Source organism: Lysinibacter cavernae, assembly GCF_011758565.1.
In the GTDB taxonomy this organism is placed as follows: domain Bacteria; phylum Actinomycetota; class Actinomycetes; order Actinomycetales; family Microbacteriaceae; genus Lysinibacter; species Lysinibacter cavernae.
In genome coordinates, this window is record NZ_JAAMOX010000002.1 from 234,041 (window position 1) to 251,431 (window position 17,391).

Below are 17,391 nucleotides of genomic sequence, written 5' to 3' on the forward strand. Positions count from 1 at the left end.
CGAGGCAGATGGCTACTGTTAGTTTACGCGGGCGGCTGATGACCTGGCTGAGCGTTGCCCGGCTGCTGCTGGGGCTGGCCAGGCTGAGGAACCGGCTGCCCGGGGAAGGCCTGGGGCGGCATCATCGGCTGCGGCTGGCCGTAGCCCTGCGGAGGCATCCCCTGCTGCGGCATGCCTTGCGGAGGCATCCCCTGCTGCGGCATGCCTTGCGGAGGCATGCCCTGCTGAGGATAGCCCTGCTGCTGTGGAATCGGGGCGTACGGTTGCGGCATTGGCGCACCCTGGCCCTGAATCGGCTGATACGCGAATCGCGCCCCGGCACGAGCCTGGTTGAATGCCGCGGCCTGCTGTTGCTGGGCCGCACGCTTTTCGGCACGGACGTCAGCGTTGAAGTACCACTGCAGCAGCATCGTGATGGCAAAGAAGAGGCCGGTCAGGATGAGCACGGCAACGGCGATGCGCCAGTAGAGTTCCGAGACCTCAACATCAAACGCCTGGATACCGAGCGGCGCCGTAAACATGATGCCTGACAGGATCGACAGCACCCCTGTCGTAAACGCAAAACGAGTGAGGACGGACGACGATCCGGCGGTAAGCCTCAGCAGCCAGTCAGCCGCAAAGATGACCAAGCGAGTTACCCCGATGACCACAACGCAGTACCAGAGAATACCAACAAAGAGCAGGTACTCATCGTTCTTTGTGATCCAGATGATGATCAGCGAGAGGCCAAGCATGTACGTGTTGCCAATGAGCGCAAGCGGCGCATACCACTCGCTATTCTTGCCAATTCTCGTGTCGAGAGCGGTGAACAGCGTGAACGCGGCAAAGAGGCCGAGCGTGCTGAACACGCGCACGAAGCGGCCGTCAAAGTCGCCAACAAACAATAACGCGATCGAAGCAACCGAGACGATCACAAGCAGCACAATGCTGACCTTCAAGAACGTCGTGAGCGTGCGCTGCTGGGACGTGGCAGGAGGTTGGGTCTGCTGCTGGTGCTGCGGTTGTGCTGGCTGCTGGGCAAACTGGGGGTTCGGCTCGTGACCGAATGGCGGCTGCTGATGCTGCGTCATGATGATCTCCTCAAAGGACGGATATCAAGCGTACCGCGCGACGGTTCTTAGAAGAGCATAAACGGCGACGGCGTTTTCGTTTCGACCCCGCCAAGGGATACCGTGAGGCGATAGGTTGCACCGCCGGCCGGAACCGACTCACGGTCGGGCAGGTCGCAAGTATCAGGCGCGCTGCGCGTGCGGTCCCAGGAAATAGGCGCCGTCTTCTTTGGGTCGCTCGGCTCGAACGTCACCTCGGTATCCTGCGCAGCCGTCTGGCAGTCAGTCGAGGTCCAGTACACTTCGTCGCCACTCATGACGGTCAGCACCATCTGCGAGGTGCCCGCGTTCACCGTGCACGGCGTTGTGCCCGAGTTTGAGATGGTCATCGAAAGCTGCGGATTCTCGCCTTCCTGGTAGGAAGTCTTGTCTACAACGGGAAGAACGACAACGGCACCGGGGGCACAAGGCTCAACCGCTGGCGTCTCCACACCGGCAGAAGCGTCAGGAGTCGGGGCGGCAACTGGTTTCGCGTCGCCTGCCCCTGGTCGCACGATAATGAGCACAATCACGGCGATGACCGCGACAAGCCCAAGCAACACAACGAGGCGGCGGCGCGCATAGACACGACGAGACTCGGGACCGACCGGGTTCTTGATCGTAGACATGACCACAGGGTAGCGAGAATTCGGGCCAGAACGCCGGAGACACGGCGGGATTCAGCTGTCTACAAGTGTTTGAGCATACGAGTATTGCCAAGCGTATTTTGTTTGACGCGGGCGAGTTCGAGGAACTCAGCGATTCCCTCGTCTGGAGAGCGAACAAGCTCAGAATACTGTTCGGCGTCGATGATGTCACCGCTCTGGGGGTCGCGGAGCGCTTCAAAACCGTTCCGTTCAAAAAAGTCAACCTCGAAGGTGAGGCAAAAGAGTCGACTCAGTCCGAGGTCACGGGCGGCATCCTCAAGCGAGGACAACAGGGCACGACCAACACCGTGCCCCTTCGCATCCGCGCTCACGGCAAGCGTGCGCACTTCGCCGAGGTCTTCCCACATGACGTGGAGTGCCCCACAACCGAGAACCTCGCCCTGAGCGTTTTCGGCAATACGGAACTCTTGCACCGCCTCATAGAGCACAACCTTCTCTTTACCGAGCAGGATGCGAGCGTCAACAAGAGGTTCGATCAACCTCTGAATGTGCGGGATGTCGGAGGTGCGGGCCGGCCGCACCGTCACCGTGGTCTGTTCCGTCATCCCTCAAGCCTAGCGGGGCTCGCGGGGTGCATTCTCGTTCGTGGGGTGCGATAAATTGCGCCCCACGAGAAAAAGCGCGCCCCACGAGCGGGGGTTAACGCAGTTGTGCCGCCTTTCCCAGTAAGGAAAGGCGGCACAAGCTTAGGCAGCGAGGCTAGCTGGCGATTTCGCCAGGGGTTGGGGCGGTGGATGCCGCTGCCGCAGCAGACGACGCAACCGACGAACCAACCGTCGACTCTTCGCGCGAAATGGTCTCAAACGTAAACGCACGGTCTACGAAGTCCACCTTGACGTGGTCTCCTGCCTTGAGTTCTCCGTTGAGGATCTTCTCGCTGAGCTTGTCTTCGATTTCGCTCTGCACGGCGCGACGCAGCGGACGCGCTCCCAGAGTTGGGTCGAAGCCAACCTCGATGAGGCGCTTCTTGGCGGGCTCCGAAACCTCGATCGACATATCGCGGTCGAGCATACGGTCGCGCAGTCGGGCCACAAACAGATCGACGATCTGCAGGAGCTCCACTGGGCTGAGCTGCGGGAACACGATGACGTCGTCAACGCGGTTGAGGAACTCTGGCTTGAAGTGCTTCTTGAGCTCCTCGTTGACCTTGCCCTTCATCTGGCTGTAGTCGGCCTCGGTGTCACCCTCAACCTGGAAACCAACGGGGCCGCCAGCGATGTCGCGGGCGCCGAGGTTGGTCGTCATGATGATGACGGTGTTCTTGAAGTCAACAACACGGCCCTGACCATCGGTGAGGCGACCCTCTTCGAGGATCTGCAGCAGCGAGTTGAAGATGTCAGGGTGGGCCTTCTCGATCTCGTCAAAGAGCACAACGCTAAAGGGCTTGCGGCGTACCTTCTCGGTGAGCTGTCCGCCTTCTTCAAAGCCAACAAATCCGGGAGGGGCACCAAACAGTCGCGAAACCGTGTGCTTTTCGCCGTACTCGGACATGTCGAGCGAGATCATCGCGTCTTCGTCGTCAAACAGGAACTCGGCGAGGGCCTTGGCAAGCTCGGTCTTTCCGACACCGGTTGGGCCGGCGAAGATGAACGAACCGCTCGGGCGCTTCGGGTCTTTGAGTCCGGCACGCTGGCGGCGGATGGTGCGGGCGAGTGCCGAGATGGCCTCGTCCTGACCGATCACGCGCTGGTGCAGGGCCTTTTCCATAAAGACGAGTCGCGAGGACTCCTCTTCGGTGAGCTTGAAGACGGGGATGCCCGTCGCCTGAGCCAGCACCTCTGCGATGAGACCCTCGTCGACCTGAGCGGTGGTCTGCACGTCGCCGGCACGCCACTTCTTCTCAAGGCGCAGGCGCTCGCCGAGCAGGCTCTTCTCTTCGTCGCGCAGCGAGGCTGCCTTCTCGAAGTCCTGGTCTTCGATCGCCGTTTCCTTTGCGTGGCGGACTCCGGCGATCTTCTCGTCGAACTCGCGCAGCTCTGGTGGCGACGAGAGGATCGAGAGGCGAAGGCGGGCGCCAGCCTCGTCGATCAGGTCGATTGCCTTGTCTGGCAGGAAGCGGTCGCTCACGTAACGGTCGGCGAGGTTGGCCGCCGCGACAATTGCGCCGTCGGTGATGGATACCTTGTGGAATGCCTCGTACTTGTCGCGCAGCCCCTTGAGGATGTTGATGGTGTGCGGCAGGCTCGGCTCTGCGACCTGGATCGACTGGAAGCGGCGCTCGAGCGCGGCATCCTTCTCGAAGTGCTTGCGGTATTCGTCGAGCGTGGTCGCACCGATGGTCTGCAGTTCACCACGGGCAAGCAGCGGCTTGAGGATGCTGGCAGCATCGATCGCGCCTTCTGCGGCTCCGGCGCCAACGAGCGTGTGAATCTCGTCAATAAAGACGATGATGTCGCCACGGGTCTTGATCTCTTTGGTGACCTTCTTGAGGCGCTCTTCGAAATCACCGCGGTAGCGGCTTCCGGCGATGAGCGATCCGAGGTCAAGCGAGTACAGCTGCTTGTCTTTGAGCGTCTCGGGAACATCGCCCTTGACGATGGCCTGGGCGAGGCCCTCAACGACGGCCGTCTTACCAACGCCTGGTTCACCGATGAGGACGGGGTTGTTCTTGGAGCGGCGAGACAGGATCTGCATCACGCGCTCTACTTCTTTTTCACGACCGATAACAGGGTCGAGCTTGCCGTCGCGGGCGGCGTGGGTGAGGTTGACGCCGAACTGGTCAAGAACCTGCGATCCCTTGTCGTTGCTGGCGCTTTCGTTTCCACCAACGGCAACTGCTTCTTTGCCACTCTGGTAGCCGCTGAGCAGCTGGATGACGGTCTGGCGAACGCGGTTGAGGTCTGCTCCGAGCTTAACGAGCACCTGGGCGGCTACACCCTCGCCCTCACGAATGAGGCCAAGCAGGATGTGCTCGGTGCCGATGTAGTTGTGGCCGAGCTGGAGCGCTTCGCGGAGGCTGAGCTCGAGCACCTTTTTAGCGCGCGGGGTGAACGGGATGTGCCCGGTCGGCTGCTGCTGCCCGGTGCCAATAATGTCGGTCACCTGCTCGCGCACTGCGTCGAGCGAGATGCCGAGCGACTCAAGCGCCTTGGCGGCCACGCCCTCACCCTCATGAATGAGACCGAGCAAAATGTGCTCGGTGCCAATGTAGTTGTGGTTGAGCATCTTGGCTTCTTCTTGCGCCAAAACGACCACTCGACGCGCCCGGTCGGTAAATCTTTCAAACATTGGTCACTCCTCACGGTGGGCATGTGTTGCCTTGTATAGAGAGTAACGACCGAAGCTCGGAAATATGCCGGTGTTCGCCCTAGGCATACCGCAGGCTTCTTGACTGAGTCTCGTCGCGAATGCTGGCGCATGCGACAGCGGGCACAAGCCATAGCGCGAGCGACGTCCCATGGTCAGTCGCAGCCGCAGTAGCAGCCGTGCGAAGTGAGGCCAAGGCAATGAAACTCACCGAGATGAGACACCAGCCCCTCGCCCACATATCCGCCTCGACCAGGCACCAACGTGGGCCACATCCTCCACCAAACGACATCGAGGGCGGGTTTTCTCCCCACTGTTGCGAGAAATAGGGAGGACTTCCCGCCCTCGATTCCCCAAGGCACCTTGGCTGTGTGGCAGGAGGGATACCTCGGTTGTGTCATGGCCGTCGCAAGCTCAGGTTGCACTTATTATCGATTATCGTTATGTTAACGATAATCGATACATAGATTCGTTCATTACCCCCTGGAGCACCATGCACGCGAGCACCAAACAACCATCCCGCGCCGAACAACGGGCAAATAAAGCACTCGTCTGGGTGGTATTTGTTGGTGCCATCGTCAGCGCATTCGCAACGCTGGCGATGGCCACTGTCGCAATCGTTCGTCAACTCACAACCGGCGAATACGACGTCAGTCTGAACGCCGAAACCCCGGCTCCAGCGAGCTTTGGATCGGCAACCATCAACGAGGGGACCCTCAGCGCCGCGCAGCTGACCGTGTCAGACCTCACACCGGGAGCTTCAGCTCTACTCATCGGCGGACAGGTGGCGTTTCTCCTCACCGCACTCTCAATCGCTGTCGCCGTGGCCGTCCTGTGCTGGGGCAACCTCAAGGGCAAGCCGTTCACCCGCGGGGCGTCCCGCAGCTTCGCACTGCTCGGTGCCGCGCTGCTTATTGGTTCGCTGCTCAGCCAAGCGCTCACCGGATTCGGCGGATGGCTCGTCGCCGAGCAGCTCAACGGAGTGGGCGAGAGCAACCAATACTGGCCGCTCAGCCTCAATATCTCTGCGCTCCCAATCGTGGCCGGATTTGTGGTCATGGTCATTGCGCTGAGCTTTGAAGTTGGCGAACGGATGCAGCGCGACACGGACGGGCTTGTGTAGTGGCGCCCGCCGATGACGCCGAGACGGGCATCCACTGCCGCCTCGATGAGCTGCTCGCCGAACGGGCCATGACGCTCACTCAGCTCAGCGAAATCGTTGATATCTCGATTGTGAATCTCTCGGTGCTGAAAAACGACAGGGCAAGGGCTATCCGATATTCGACGCTGTCCGCAATTTGCGAAGCGCTGAACTGCGAGGTTGGTGAACTCTTGGTCCGCCGCGTGTCCTAACGCGCATATACCGCAGTTGGGTAGCCCTCAATCTGATGCACCCGGATCGGGGTGTCAAACACGTCGGTGAGCGTCTCGTCCGTCATGATCTCGTTTGGGGTGCCGCTATGGATGAGCCGCCCATCTCGAAGCGCAATCATCCGATCAGAGTAGGCAGCGGCCATATTCACGTCGTGGATGATAAGCACGATGGTTTTGCCAAGCTCGTCGGCAGCCCGCCGAAGCTGGCGCATCATGAGCACCGAGTGTTTCATATCGAGGTTATTGAGCGGCTCGTCAAGCAGCACATAGGTTGTGTCTTGGGCAAGGACCATCGCGACATAAGCGCGTTGGCGCTGCCCACCCGAAAGCTGGTCGAGGAAGCGGTCCGCAAGCGGTTCAAGGTTCAGAAAGTTAATGGCTTCGTCCACCAGCTGCTTGTCCGCATCCGTGAGTCGACCCTTGGAATGCGGGAAGCGTCCAAAAGCGACAAGCTCGCGGACCCGTAGCCGAGCCGTCATATGGTTTTCTTGCCGAAGGATGGAGACCACCTTCGCAAGGTCTTGGGATTTGCTGGCCCGAACATCCAGCCCGCCAACCGTCACGGTTCCCGTTGTTGGCTCAAGCAGCCGGCCGATGACGGTGAGCATGGTTGACTTACCTGCACCATTTGGCCCGATCAGTGAGGTAATGCCTCCCTGCGCGATGGTTGCCGAAACTGGTCCAAGCACGTGGTGTCCGTCATAGTCCTTTGAAACGTCTTCGAGCTGGATCACACGGCGCCTTTCTTTCTGAGCAGCACAACGAGGAACAGGAGTCCCCCAACAAATTCGATGAGCACGGTGAGCAGTCCGCCGGCATAAAACACGTGCTGCATCACAAACTGCGCAACCACGAGCGTGAGGAAGCCGAGCAGGAACGCCATAGGCAACACGTACTGGTGGCGGTAATCGCCGGCGACCTGGTAGGTCAAGGTCGCAACGATAAAGCCATAGAACGTCATCGGGCCAACAAGGGCCGTCGAAAACGAGATAAGCAGCGCAACAATCACGAGCATCAGGATGAGCTCTCGTCGATGATTCACCCCCAAGTTTGTCGCGTGCTCGCGGCCAAGCAAGAGCACGTCAAGCTGGTGACGCCGGGTCCACACGACCAGGCAAACAACGGCGCAGATTCCAAACGCGAGCGGTAAGTAGTCTGGTTTCACGGCGCTGATCCTGCCAAAAAGTTCCACCGAGAGCATGTCGTACTCCGTTGGCGACAGCAATCGTTGCAGGAACGTCGAAACCGATTGAAACGAGAGCCCGAGCACAACGCCCACGAGCAGCAAGAGATACAGACTCCCGAAGCGACCCGAAAACAGCCACCCGTAGAGCACGGTGGCAAATACAACCATGAGCGCCGTCTGCGCGAGCAGCTTCGGGATGCCCTCCGTCGCGGCAATCGCGGTTCCGCCAAACAGAAAAACGGTGACCGTCTGCATGAGCACGTACAGCGAATCAAAACCAACGATCGACGGTGTCAGGATGCGGTTGTGCGTCACCGTGTGAAAAAGAACCGTCGCGATCCCCTGCGTACATGCGGCAACCGCCATGGCCCCAAGCATCGTCGCGCGGCGCGGCACCGTAAAGTCCCACGACCCCCGAACCAGCAAAAACACAAAGCAGAGCGCGGCAACGACACAAATCGCGGACATAAGAACGAGTCGCTTCTTTGGCGTCAGCCAACCAACCGCGATACTCCGGGACGTGCCCCCGGCGGCAACGGCATCAGGCACTGACATAGCGACGCTGCTTCAGCACAAGGAAGATAAAGAGGACAGCCCCGATTGCTCCGAGGATGACCGACGCAGGAATCTCCATGGGCGCCACCACCACACGGCCGATGAGGTCGCAGGCAAGCATAAGGCCACTGCCGACGAGAGCGACCCACGGGAGATTCCGGCGCATGTTGTCGCCAAGCACCAGCGAGACAGCGTTGGGAACGATCAGCCCAAGAAACGGGATGAATCCAACAACAACGGCTGTGACACCTGCCGCGAGCGCAACCATGCTGATGCCGAGGAACACAATGAGGTTGTAATTTAAACCGACGTTGATGGCAAGGTCCTTTCCGAGGCCGGCAACCGTAAACCGGTCAGCAAGCACAAAGGCGAGCACTGCGATGAGCGCCACCGCCCATAACGGCTCATAGAATCCGCGCACGATGCCAGAAAATCCGCCAGACCGCCAGGATGACATCGACTGCAGCAGGTCAGTTTCACTCGCCAGAAATGTGGTTGCCGAGCTCACAACGGCGCCGAGCATGATGCCAACAAGCGGCACAATTGCAGAACCCTTTGCCGAAATGCGGCGAAGCACGAGAACAAAAATGAGCGTTCCAACAAACGCAAACGCGGTCGCGACCACCATCTTGAGCAGCGGTGGCGCGCTTGGCAACAGGATGAGGGCTGTCAGGACACCAAGGCCTGCCCACTGGCTTGTTCCTGCCGTGGTCGGCTCGACAAAACGGTTTTGCGTGAGCAACTGCATAATGACGCCAGAGACGCTCATTGCCACCGCGGCGAAGATGAGCGCGAGCGTGCGGGGCACCCTTGAGATCAAGAACATTTCGGCGGCTGCCGGATCGTTCAGGAGTGTTGTGGGCGTGATGTCATAGCCGCCAACAAAGAGTGAGAGCACAACAAGAACCGCCACGACGGCTGCCGTGGCGGCAAAGAGGATCCGCCTGTTTCGGGGGTTCATACGGTCAGAGCGCTGGAGAGGCACTGTTCCACCGACGCGGCGGCGGACCGTCAACCAAGAAAGGGTTGCGGTCCGCCGCTACATCACAGAACGAGTACGGCTAGCTCGCCGCCGAAAATGCGTCAGCGACCTGCTGGTACGTTTCGGTGTAGGCCTGGATTCCCTCGCGAGTGTAGAAGAACGGATCGAGGTAAATGATCTGATCCTTCGTCACAAAGGTGGTCTTTGCGAGCGCTTCTTGGGCATCCACAATCTGCTTTGCTGGCGAGGCTCCTTCTTCGCCAGCTGCCGCGTCGCGATCCATCACGATCGCCCAGTCGGGATTGGCCGCGGCAATCGTCTCGGGGGCAAGCCCCGAATCACCGTGGATGTCGCCTGCCTCGCCAGCGAATACATCGTTGAGATTCAGCGGCTCAAGGATGCGGCCGATACGCTCGGCTCCGTTATCGATCTTGCCGCCGGAAACAACCGCGAGGAAGACTGTTTCTCCGCCGGTGGCCGTTGCGGCCTTTTCCTCGGCCGATTCGAGATCGCTCACGAGTTTGGCAGCGTCATCACTCTTATCAAAGATTTTGCCAAGCGTTGTGGTCTGCGTCTTGAGCGATTCGACCCATCCGTCGGCGTATTCGTCGCTCGCCGCGATGTCCACCGTGAGACCAATCGATTCAAGGTCGTCTTGATAATCAGTGAAGCGGTAGCCGCCAAGGATGAGGTCTGGCTTGGCTTCGCTCACCAGTTCAAGATTTGGCTCGCGGTGGGTTCCAATATCGAGGATGCTTGTGTCAGCGATCCAATCGTCAAAGCCTTCGTCAGGAAGGAGCCCCTTTGGGAGCGCAACCGGGGTTATGCCCCAGTCGCGAAGCGTCTCAAACGAGGTGTTATCGAGGGCAACCACTCGCTCAGGCGCCACTGGAACGTCAACAGTTCCGTCGTTTGTGGTGATTGAAACCGTTTTTGCGGCTGATGCGTCCGCGGGTTCGGCTTTGGTCTCTGCACCAGAGCATCCGGTAATAAACAGTGTCACCCCCAGGATCGCCGTTCCGATAGCCGTGAGTGAGCGTGTTCGTAGTAACAACTATGCCTCCGTTGAGAATTGGGGGTTGATGCGGATGCACATCAAACAATCTCCGTTAAACATAGGGAAGCCTTACCTAATTCGCAACCCCTGTTGCCGAATTGATGCACTCTCGAATGCGCCCCAACCCCGCCGCCGCCCGATTAGGCTGGAGCAAAGAGGGCGAGGGCACCATGAGCAACATTGAAGCGAACCCGGTCGAGGTTGACACCCCGTGTAGCGGCGTACACACCAACACGACGGAGTCGCAGTTGGCACCAGTCACGGTAATCCCCTCCCGTGACGTACCGCTCGGCGGGGTTCGGGCGATGAACGTGCGGCGAACGCTCCCTCATCGCGAGCGCAGCACCATCGGCGCCTGGTGTTTTGTTGACCACTACGGCCCTGACGATGTCTCAGAAGGCCCGGGCATGGTCGTGCCACCTCACCCCCACACCGGATTGCAAACCGTGAGCTGGCTCTTTGACGGGGAAATCGAGCACAGGGACAGCGTAGGCAGCCACCAGTACGTGCGGCCAGGTGAACTCAACCTTATGACGGCAGGCCACGGCATCAGTCACTCAGAGGTGTCAACACGCAACACAACATATTTGCACGGAGTCCAGCTCTGGACGGTTCTTCCCAACGCGTCACGGAATGTCGCCCCACACTTTGAGCATCACGTCGCGACACACACGCGCATCGACACGACAGAGGTCATCGTGTTTATGGGCGAGCTCGCAGGCGCATTTACCAAGGCAACCACGTACAGCCCGCTCCTCGGGGCTGAGCTTCGGATTCCAGCGAACACAAGCGTTCGTATCCCGACCGCAGCAGAGTTTGAGCACGGCATCCTCGTTGATAGCGGAACGATAACCCTGAACCAGCAGCCGGTCGATCGCTACGCACTCGGCATCGTGAACCCAGGCCAGACCCACCTCGAATTGCACACGGGCGACGCCCCTGCCCGGCTTATCTTGCTCGGAGGCGAACCGCTCGACGAAAGTATCGTCATGTGGTGGAACTTCATCGGCAGGAGCCACGACGAAATTGTGGCGATGCGTGACGAGTGGCAATCAGAGGTCGTGGATGCCGGACCAGCCGCCGATCCCCAAGGGCGCTTTGGCGTCGTGAGCGGTTACGACGGTGCGGCGCTTCCGGCACCGGTCACGCCGATCGCACGGCTCAAGCCGCGCAAACGCTAGAACGCTTCCAGCTTGATCACCTGGTCGGGGAAGCCGTCGTCTTCGTACTCAATAGTGATGCGTACGAGCTCGTCAGGAGTAACCGTTGAGGGTGTCTCAAACTCCCAATAGCGAGGAACCAGGTCTGCCGTGCACGCGACGTTCTCAGCGGCAGCGACCGAAATATCGACGGCGTTCTCGTCGTCGTCGCCCTCAATCTCATTGGCAACTGGGAGACAGATAGAACTGCCATATGTGACTACCGCGATCTTCTTACCCTCGTCGAGCCACGCGGCGTACGGTGAACCGATATCACCCTGCTCTGCGACCCCAGCCGGTGTACCAACCGTGGCCGTCAACGGCTCGGTCAGAATATTGTCGTCGCTCGGTCCGGCGCTTGGAGGAGCCGTCGTTGCCGCGCCGTCGACATCTGCATCGTCGACGTCAGCACAACCCGTCGCAACGAGCGCGACGGCAGCGGCGAGAGCTGCAAGGGAGATTCCAACGCGTCGTGAAGAGAAAGTAGCCATATGCCTACGTTATCCATCCCAACCTTCGCGTTCAACGCCAAAGGCGCATGTTGCCAAATCGTTGCAGAGCGGATGCTATTGAAGGGCAGAGGTCAGCCGGGCCAGGTTATCCAGCATCGTCGACCGGATGGGCTGTTTGCGCCACTCCTCAAGCGTGAGCTCACGGGAGTTGGCCCGGTAGCCGTCTTCGACAAGCCGCAGATCGTCAACAAACGATTTCCCGTGCACCATCATGGAGACCTCCATGTTGAGGCTAAACGAGCGCATGTCCATGTTGCTCGAACCCACAACCGCGACACGATCGTCAATTGAGAAATGCTTGGAGTGCAGAATGTACGGCGGGCGATACATGAAGATGCGGACACCTGCTTTGAGGAGGTCCTCATAATACGAACGTTGCGCGTGGTAAACAACGGCCTGGTCGCCCACCTCCGAGACAAAGAGCTCAACCGCAACGCCCCGGTTCGTCGCTGCCTTAATCGCGTACATAATCGACTCGTCCGGCACAAAATACGGGCTGGTGATACTGATGCGATTGCTCGCGTTATACAGCAGCGCGAGGAACATCTGCAGGTTATTCTCGCCGGCAAAACCCGGGCCGCTCGGAACGGCCTGACAGTCAAGGTTGTTTACATGCTCCGCGTGTTGGATGTCGCTGACCCAGTTCACTAGCACCTCGTCGGTTTCGCTGAACCAGTCGCCGAGGAAGATCGCATTGAGGCCGGAAACGATTGGGCCCTCGAGGCGCACCATCAGATCTTGCCAGTGCAGCCCCCGTCGGCGGTTTGAGCGCTTGTTGTAGCTGGAGTCGATGAGGTTTTGTGAGCCCATGAAGCCAACGGTTCCATCAACGACAAGAATCTTGCGGTGGTTCCGAAGGTCAGGCCGTTGATACTCGCCTCTGAACGGCCGAACGGGCAGCATCAGCGCATACTCAACGCCGATATCTTCGAGCTTCTGCCTCGTGCGTTTATAGCCGGGCGACCGGAGCGACGCAACGTGGTCAAGCAGCACCCGCACGGGGATGCCACGATCGACGGCATCCTTCATCGCCTCAAAAAAGACCTCCGTGGTTGGGTCGTAGGCGAGGATATAGAACTGCACGTGCACATAACGCTCTGCGGAACGAACCGCGTCGGCCATGCTGTTGATGGTCTCTTTATATTCGGTGAACAACGTTGCCCCGTTGCCACCGGTGAGCGGCAGCGCACCGAGGTTGCGACCGAGCGTGGCGATGCTGGCAAGCCACGGCGGCGCGTGACGCTGATCGCTCAGCCGGTCGGATCCCGTCGTCGCCTCGGTTATGAGACGGTTGATTTCATCTTGCTTGCGGCGGCGCGACCGAGGAAGACGCCGGCTTCCGATGATCAAAAACAGGATGATTCCCACGTAGGGAATGAAGAAAATGGCGAGCAACCATGCCATGCCAGAGGTCGGGCGGCGGTTGCGTGGAACCACAATAATTGCAATCACACGCACCGAAAAGTCGATCACAAACAGGGCAACGGCAAGCCAAAATGAGAACGGCGAATCGCCAACCGCTCCCAACAAAAAGTCCATACTAGACCGCGTGGGGCGACGAAGAACCCGGCGGAGTTACCTGCTGGTCACCTTCAGCTGGAGCTTTTGCGCTGCGTGGCGGAAGCCCGCGCTTTGCCCGTTCCTCTGCCTCGATCTTGTTGTAGGCCGCACGTTCGTTTCGATCGGAGCGAATGATTGAACGAATCACAAACCAAAAGAGCACGCCGAGGGCCAGCGTGGGCGTGATCGCCCAAATTGCGGCAAGCAAGGTGTCAGACATAGTCCTCTTAGGCTACCTCAGGATCACGGGTGACGGGTCACCCGTCTTGGACGAGGCGGTTGATACGTGAGCTATTTTACGAGCGGGAACAAGATCGTCTCACGAATGCCAAGACCCGTGATCGCCATCAGCAAGCGGTCCATTCCCATTCCCATTCCGCCACTTGGCGGCATGCCGTGCTCAAGAGCACGCAGGAACTCCTCGTCGAGGCTCATCGCCTCAACGTCACCGGCGGCAGCCTGTAATGCCTGCGCAACAAAACGCTCGCGCTGCACAACGGGGTCGATGAGCTCGGAGTATCCGGTGGCCAACTCGAATCCGCGGATGTAGAGGTCCCACTTCTCAACGACGCCATCGATGCTGCGGTGGGCGCGCGTCAACGGGCTCGTCTCAACGGGGAAATCAATCACAAAAGTTGGCCTCGTGAGGCCGTCCTTCACGAAGTGCTCCCACAGTTCCTCAACCAGTTTTCCATGGTTGGGTAGGGCAACTTCGACGCCTTCCTTGTCTGCAAGGGCGAGCAGATCCGCAACCGAGGTCTGCGGCGTGATGTTGATGCCAGCGGCATCAGACAGGCTGTCGTACATGCTGATGCGGTCCCAGTTGCCGCCGAGGTCATACTCGGTGCCATCCGCCCACGTCACGACGTGACTTCCTGACACGGCGATTGCTGCGTTCTGAATGAGTTCCTGGGTCAGGTCTGCGATGGAGTTGTAATCCCCGTATGCCTCGTAGGCCTCGAGCATCGCGAACTCTGGGCTGTGCGTTGAGTCGGCACCCTCGTTGCGGAAGTTGCGGTTGATCTCAAACACTCGATCGATGCCGCCAACAACCGCGCGCTTCAGGAAGAGCTCTGGTGCAATTCGCAGGTACAGCTCGGTATCAAAAGCGTTTGAGTGTGTCTTGAATGGGCGTGCCGATGCCCCGCCGTGCAGCGTCTGCAGCATCGGAGTCTCGACCTCGACAAAGTTGTGCTCAGCAAACGTGTCGCGCAGGCTCGTCATGGTTGTTGAACGAGCGAGAACCGTCTTTCGGGCCTGCTCGCGAACGATGAGGTCAAGATAGCGCTGACGAACGCGCGTCTCCTCGTTGAGCTCGTTATGCAAGTTCGGGAGCGGCAGGAGCGCCTTCGACGCAATCGCCCAGTCTGACACCATGACAGAAAGCTCGCCGCGGCGGCTAGAAATGACCTGGCCCTTCACAAAGACGTGGTCACCAAGGTCAACAAGGTCTTTCCAACGCTGAAGGCTTTCTTCGCCAACCTCAGCGAGGCTCACCATGGCCTGGATGCGCGAACCGTCGCCGGCCTGCAGGCTCGCAAAACACAGCTTGCCAGTGTTGCGGGCAAACACAATACGACCGGCAACCGCGACAACGTCACCCGATTCCTCACCGGTTTCCAGATGACTGTAGGCAGCGCGAACCTGGGGAATCGTGTGCGTGACTGGAACGCTTACCGGGTAGGCTCCACCACCAGCGTCAGCCGCTTCAGCAATCAAACGCTCGCGTTTTGCCATGCGCACGGCTTTTTGTTCAAAGATCTCGTCGGCCGAAAGCTCGGCTTCAGGGGTGGCGTTTTCGCTCATGCGGGATGACTGCTCCTGGGTTGGTTGACTCAAGACAGTCTACCGACCCTTACGGATACCGGGAATTCCCTGTTGAGCGCAAAAACAGACCGGTTTTCCGAATAATTTGCCGGTAGACTACTGCCGTATATGTCTTGGGTCACTAAGGGAAGACGACATGCAGTCTGATGCAGAGCTCCTCAGCGCCGTACGTTCTGGCGACGCTGCAGCTTTTGGCGCCATTTACGAACGCCACAACCAGTCGGTAACCCTCACGGCCCGCAAATACGAGCGCGACCCCAACCGCGCCGACGACCTCGTCTCTGAGGCCTTCGCGCGACTCCTCCGTCTCCTGCAAGAGGGCAAAGGCCCAACCGAGACGGTTCGCCAATATCTCTACGTGATTGTGCGCAACCTCGCAAACGACCATGTCGTCGACATCCGTTCGAGCGATGCCTTCGACGAACTCGAAGACACCATGGCAGACGCGTCAACAACCGACGTGGCACAGCTCGAAGTTCTCAATCAAACCATCGTCACGAACGCGTTTAACTCGCTTCCCGACCGCTGGCAAAACATCCTCTGGATGGTCGACGTCGAAGGCATGAAGCCAGCGGCGGCGGCCCAACACTTTGGCATGACGGCCAACAGCTGCTCCGCGCTCCTCCACCGTGCTCGCGGCGCGCTCGCGGAAGCGTATCTTGGCGCTCACCTCACGGCGAGAGTCTCTGAAGACTGCTCCAAATATGTCAATCAGCTTCCTGCCTACGTCCGCTCAACGCTGAGCAAGTCGCGCGTCCTTCCGCTCCGTAAGCACCTCGAATCATGCGAAGACTGCCGCGTAGCCGAAGCCGAAATCCGCGATACCTCGTTGGTACTCCGCGCCGTTATCGCACCGCTCCTCGTTGGCGGCGTAGTCGCAGGAAGCCTCTGGCCCGCGTCAGCGACCGGGGCATCAGCCGCGGTTATTGCGGGTGCAGGAGCGAGCGCCGGAGTTGCGGGCGGTGCAGGTGCAGGTGGAGCAGGCGGTTCCTCCGGCGGCGCGGGCGCAACCGGCGGATTCCTCTCCGGGCTCGTGGCTTCTCAGGGCGTTTTGATTGGGGCTGGCGCTGCCGTCGCGCTCGGTGTTGCCGCAGCCATCGCGGTACCAATTGCCATCAACTCCGGAAACGACCAGCCAGGCTCCTCCGCGATTGCCGCTGAACGACCTGCCGATATCGCCAGCTCAGCTGCTGATGATGAAGACGCATCGTCAGACGGCTCGGCCACCCCCGCCCCACCAGAGAAATCCCCCGAGCCAGAGGTTGTCCCGACAACCGAAGTGCCTGGGGCAATCCCAACCGTGCCGTATGTTCCAACACCCTCGGTTCCAAACGCTGAGCCGGCGCCTGAAGCACCTGTGCCCCCTGTCGCGCCGCCAACAACTCCAACAACGCCGCCGACAACGCCGCCCGTTGTTCCTCCTGTTGATCCACCAATTATTCCTCCGGTAGATCCGCCGGTAAGCCCTGACGCCGCAGTCGTGAACGTTGGCCAGTTCTCCGGCGCCGAGGCAGGAACGATACAGACGCTTTCTGTCAGCGCAGAATCGAAGCGGTTCGAGTTCAACCCGAGGGGCGCATTCACCGTGACGCTCGTCGGCGGAGTCTTTACCTCATCCCAGATGACGTCGTCCGATAACTGGTGGGCCTGCTCCGTAGCGCAAGACCCTTCACAAATGACGTGCAGCCAGGTCTATTCGATCTTTCACAACACGAGCAGCTTTGAGTTTCAGTTCGAGGTAACCGGAGCCGTCGGCACGCAAGTCGTTGCGACCATTACTCCGTCAAACACGCACACAACGTCAACGACCAAGACCAAGACCACTCAAGCAACCATCACCGAGCCAGCGATCAACCCGGTTCCGCTTGAAGAGACTGACCCCGACCTGCAGGGCGCATCCTCGACAACGTTTGGGTCGGAACCCATCGCTCAAGCGGCTGCATCCGCGGCGCTTCCGGCAGATACCACTCAAATCGCGTCAGACGAGCCAACAGCTGCGGTCGATGACAGCCAGGCAACTGCCCAAGAGCCATCAGCAGAACTCCCTCAGGCAAGCCAAGAGGACGCGCAGCCGGAGCCCGTCGACGCGGGTGCGGCTTCCGCAGAGGGCACCGACGCGGTCGCTCCGTAAAGAAGC

Annotated in this window: 16 protein-coding genes; 4 read left to right on the forward strand and 12 right to left on the reverse strand. The window is 59.7% G+C overall.

The genetic code is table 11. The features are described 5' to 3' along the window. Positions 1–23: 23 nt before the first annotated feature. The 4 genes from FHX76_RS10570 to FHX76_RS10585 form a co-directional block, all read right to left on the reverse strand. Positions 24–1,070 carry a hypothetical protein gene (locus FHX76_RS10570; protein ID WP_167150483.1) on the reverse strand — a complete coding sequence of 349 codons (1,047 nt, stop codon included), beginning with the start codon at positions 1,068–1,070 and terminating at the stop codon, positions 24–26. Positions 1,071–1,117: 47 nt separating this feature from the next. Continuing rightward, complete coding sequence (locus tag FHX76_RS10575; RefSeq protein ID WP_167150659.1) at positions 1,118–1,717, reverse strand: hypothetical protein; 600 nt, start codon at positions 1,715–1,717, stop codon at positions 1,118–1,120. A 59-nt stretch (positions 1,718–1,776) separates the two neighbouring features. Then, the gene (locus FHX76_RS10580; RefSeq protein WP_167150660.1) at positions 1,777–2,301 is read right to left on the reverse strand and encodes an amino-acid N-acetyltransferase; all 525 of its coding nucleotides are present in this window, start codon (positions 2,299–2,301) and stop codon (positions 1,777–1,779) included. Between the two features lie 154 nt (positions 2,302–2,455). After that, positions 2,456–4,984 (reverse strand): ATP-dependent Clp protease ATP-binding subunit, encoded by a 2,529-nt coding sequence (locus FHX76_RS10585; RefSeq protein WP_167150661.1) that lies wholly within the window; start codon positions 4,982–4,984, stop codon positions 2,456–2,458. A gap of 511 nt (positions 4,985–5,495) precedes the next feature. Here FHX76_RS10585 and FHX76_RS10590 point away from each other — a divergent pair. Next, positions 5,496–6,125, forward strand: a complete 630-nt coding sequence (locus FHX76_RS10590) for a hypothetical protein (RefSeq protein ID WP_167150662.1) — start codon at positions 5,496–5,498, stop codon at positions 6,123–6,125. After that, positions 6,125–6,355 (forward strand): helix-turn-helix domain-containing protein, encoded by a 231-nt coding sequence (locus FHX76_RS10595; protein WP_167150663.1) that lies wholly within the window; start codon positions 6,125–6,127, stop codon positions 6,353–6,355. Before FHX76_RS10590 ends, FHX76_RS10595 begins: the two co-directional genes overlap by 1 nt. Here the strand turns inward: FHX76_RS10595 and FHX76_RS10600 are convergent. From FHX76_RS10600 to FHX76_RS10615, 4 genes are all read right to left on the reverse strand, one after another. Then, positions 6,352–7,110, reverse strand: a complete 759-nt coding sequence (locus FHX76_RS10600) for an ATP-binding cassette domain-containing protein (RefSeq protein ID WP_167150664.1) — start codon at positions 7,108–7,110, stop codon at positions 6,352–6,354. The genes FHX76_RS10595 and FHX76_RS10600 overlap by 4 nt on opposite strands. After that, the gene (locus FHX76_RS10605) at positions 7,107–8,117 is read right to left on the reverse strand and encodes an iron chelate uptake ABC transporter family permease subunit (protein WP_167150665.1); all 1,011 of its coding nucleotides are present in this window, start codon (positions 8,115–8,117) and stop codon (positions 7,107–7,109) included. The genes FHX76_RS10600 and FHX76_RS10605 overlap by 4 nt, the downstream gene beginning before the upstream one ends. Beyond that, positions 8,104–9,078, reverse strand: coding sequence for an ABC transporter permease (locus tag FHX76_RS10610; RefSeq protein WP_167150666.1), 975 nt, complete (start codon positions 9,076–9,078; stop codon positions 8,104–8,106). Before FHX76_RS10610 ends, FHX76_RS10605 begins: the two co-directional genes overlap by 14 nt. A 100-nt stretch (positions 9,079–9,178) precedes the next feature. After that, the gene (locus FHX76_RS10615; protein WP_208402650.1) at positions 9,179–10,153 is read right to left on the reverse strand and encodes a siderophore ABC transporter substrate-binding protein; all 975 of its coding nucleotides are present in this window, start codon (positions 10,151–10,153) and stop codon (positions 9,179–9,181) included. Positions 10,154–10,326: 173 nt separating this feature from the next. Here FHX76_RS10615 and FHX76_RS10620 point away from each other — a divergent pair, with 173 nt between their 5' ends. Then, positions 10,327–11,337, forward strand: a complete 1,011-nt coding sequence (locus tag FHX76_RS10620) for a pirin family protein (protein ID WP_167150667.1) — start codon at positions 10,327–10,329, stop codon at positions 11,335–11,337. Here the strand turns inward: FHX76_RS10620 and FHX76_RS10625 are convergent. From FHX76_RS10625 to lysS, 4 genes are all read right to left on the reverse strand, one after another. Then, positions 11,334–11,846 (reverse strand): hypothetical protein, encoded by a 513-nt coding sequence (locus FHX76_RS10625; protein ID WP_167150668.1) that lies wholly within the window; start codon positions 11,844–11,846, stop codon positions 11,334–11,336. The genes FHX76_RS10620 and FHX76_RS10625 overlap by 4 nt on opposite strands. Positions 11,847–11,921: 75 nt before the next feature. Next, positions 11,922–13,406 carry a cardiolipin synthase gene (cls, locus tag FHX76_RS10630; protein WP_167150669.1) on the reverse strand — a complete coding sequence of 495 codons (1,485 nt, stop codon included), beginning with the start codon at positions 13,404–13,406 and terminating at the stop codon, positions 11,922–11,924. 1 nt (position 13,407) lies between these two features. Beyond that, positions 13,408–13,647: a hypothetical protein gene (locus tag FHX76_RS10635; protein WP_167150670.1), complete on the reverse strand. Its 240-nt coding sequence runs from the start codon at positions 13,645–13,647 to the stop codon at positions 13,408–13,410. A 71-nt stretch (positions 13,648–13,718) separates the two neighbouring features. After that, complete coding sequence (gene lysS, locus FHX76_RS10640; RefSeq protein WP_167150671.1) at positions 13,719–15,233, reverse strand: lysine--tRNA ligase; 1,515 nt, start codon at positions 15,231–15,233, stop codon at positions 13,719–13,721. A 157-nt stretch (positions 15,234–15,390) separates the two neighbouring features. On the opposite strand from lysS, the gene FHX76_RS10645 reads away from it, so the two are divergent. Beyond that, positions 15,391–17,385, forward strand: coding sequence for a sigma-70 family RNA polymerase sigma factor (locus tag FHX76_RS10645; RefSeq protein WP_167150672.1), 1,995 nt, complete (start codon positions 15,391–15,393; stop codon positions 17,383–17,385). Positions 17,386–17,391 lie beyond the last annotated feature (6 nt).

Excerpts from the sequence above, each read along its gene's own strand:
- FHX76_RS10570 (WP_167150483.1), bottom strand. The coding sequence starts at position 1,070 with ATGACGCAGCATCAGCAGCCGCCATTCGGTCACGAGCCGAACCCCCAG.
- FHX76_RS10575 (WP_167150659.1), bottom strand. The coding sequence starts at position 1,717 with ATGTCTACGATCAAGAACCCGGTCGGTCCCGAGTCTCGTCGTGTCTAT.
- FHX76_RS10580 (WP_167150660.1), bottom strand. The coding sequence starts at position 2,301 with ATGACGGAACAGACCACGGTGACGGTGCGGCCGGCCCGCACCTCCGAC.
- FHX76_RS10585 (WP_167150661.1), bottom strand. The coding sequence starts at position 4,984 with ATGTTTGAAAGATTTACCGACCGGGCGCGTCGAGTGGTCGTTTTGGCG.
- FHX76_RS10590 (WP_167150662.1), top strand. The coding sequence starts at position 5,496 with ATGCACGCGAGCACCAAACAACCATCCCGCGCCGAACAACGGGCAAAT.
- FHX76_RS10605 (WP_167150665.1), bottom strand. The coding sequence starts at position 8,117 with ATGTCAGTGCCTGATGCCGTTGCCGCCGGGGGCACGTCCCGGAGTATC.
- FHX76_RS10610 (WP_167150666.1), bottom strand. The coding sequence starts at position 9,078 with ATGAACCCCCGAAACAGGCGGATCCTCTTTGCCGCCACGGCAGCCGTC.
- FHX76_RS10620 (WP_167150667.1), top strand. The coding sequence starts at position 10,327 with ATGAGCAACATTGAAGCGAACCCGGTCGAGGTTGACACCCCGTGTAGC.
- FHX76_RS10625 (WP_167150668.1), bottom strand. The coding sequence starts at position 11,846 with ATGGCTACTTTCTCTTCACGACGCGTTGGAATCTCCCTTGCAGCTCTC.
- cls (WP_167150669.1), bottom strand. The coding sequence starts at position 13,406 with ATGGACTTTTTGTTGGGAGCGGTTGGCGATTCGCCGTTCTCATTTTGG.
- FHX76_RS10635 (WP_167150670.1), bottom strand. The coding sequence starts at position 13,647 with ATGTCTGACACCTTGCTTGCCGCAATTTGGGCGATCACGCCCACGCTG.
- lysS (WP_167150671.1), bottom strand. The coding sequence starts at position 15,233 with ATGAGCGAAAACGCCACCCCTGAAGCCGAGCTTTCGGCCGACGAGATC.
- FHX76_RS10645 (WP_167150672.1), top strand. The coding sequence starts at position 15,391 with ATGCAGTCTGATGCAGAGCTCCTCAGCGCCGTACGTTCTGGCGACGCT.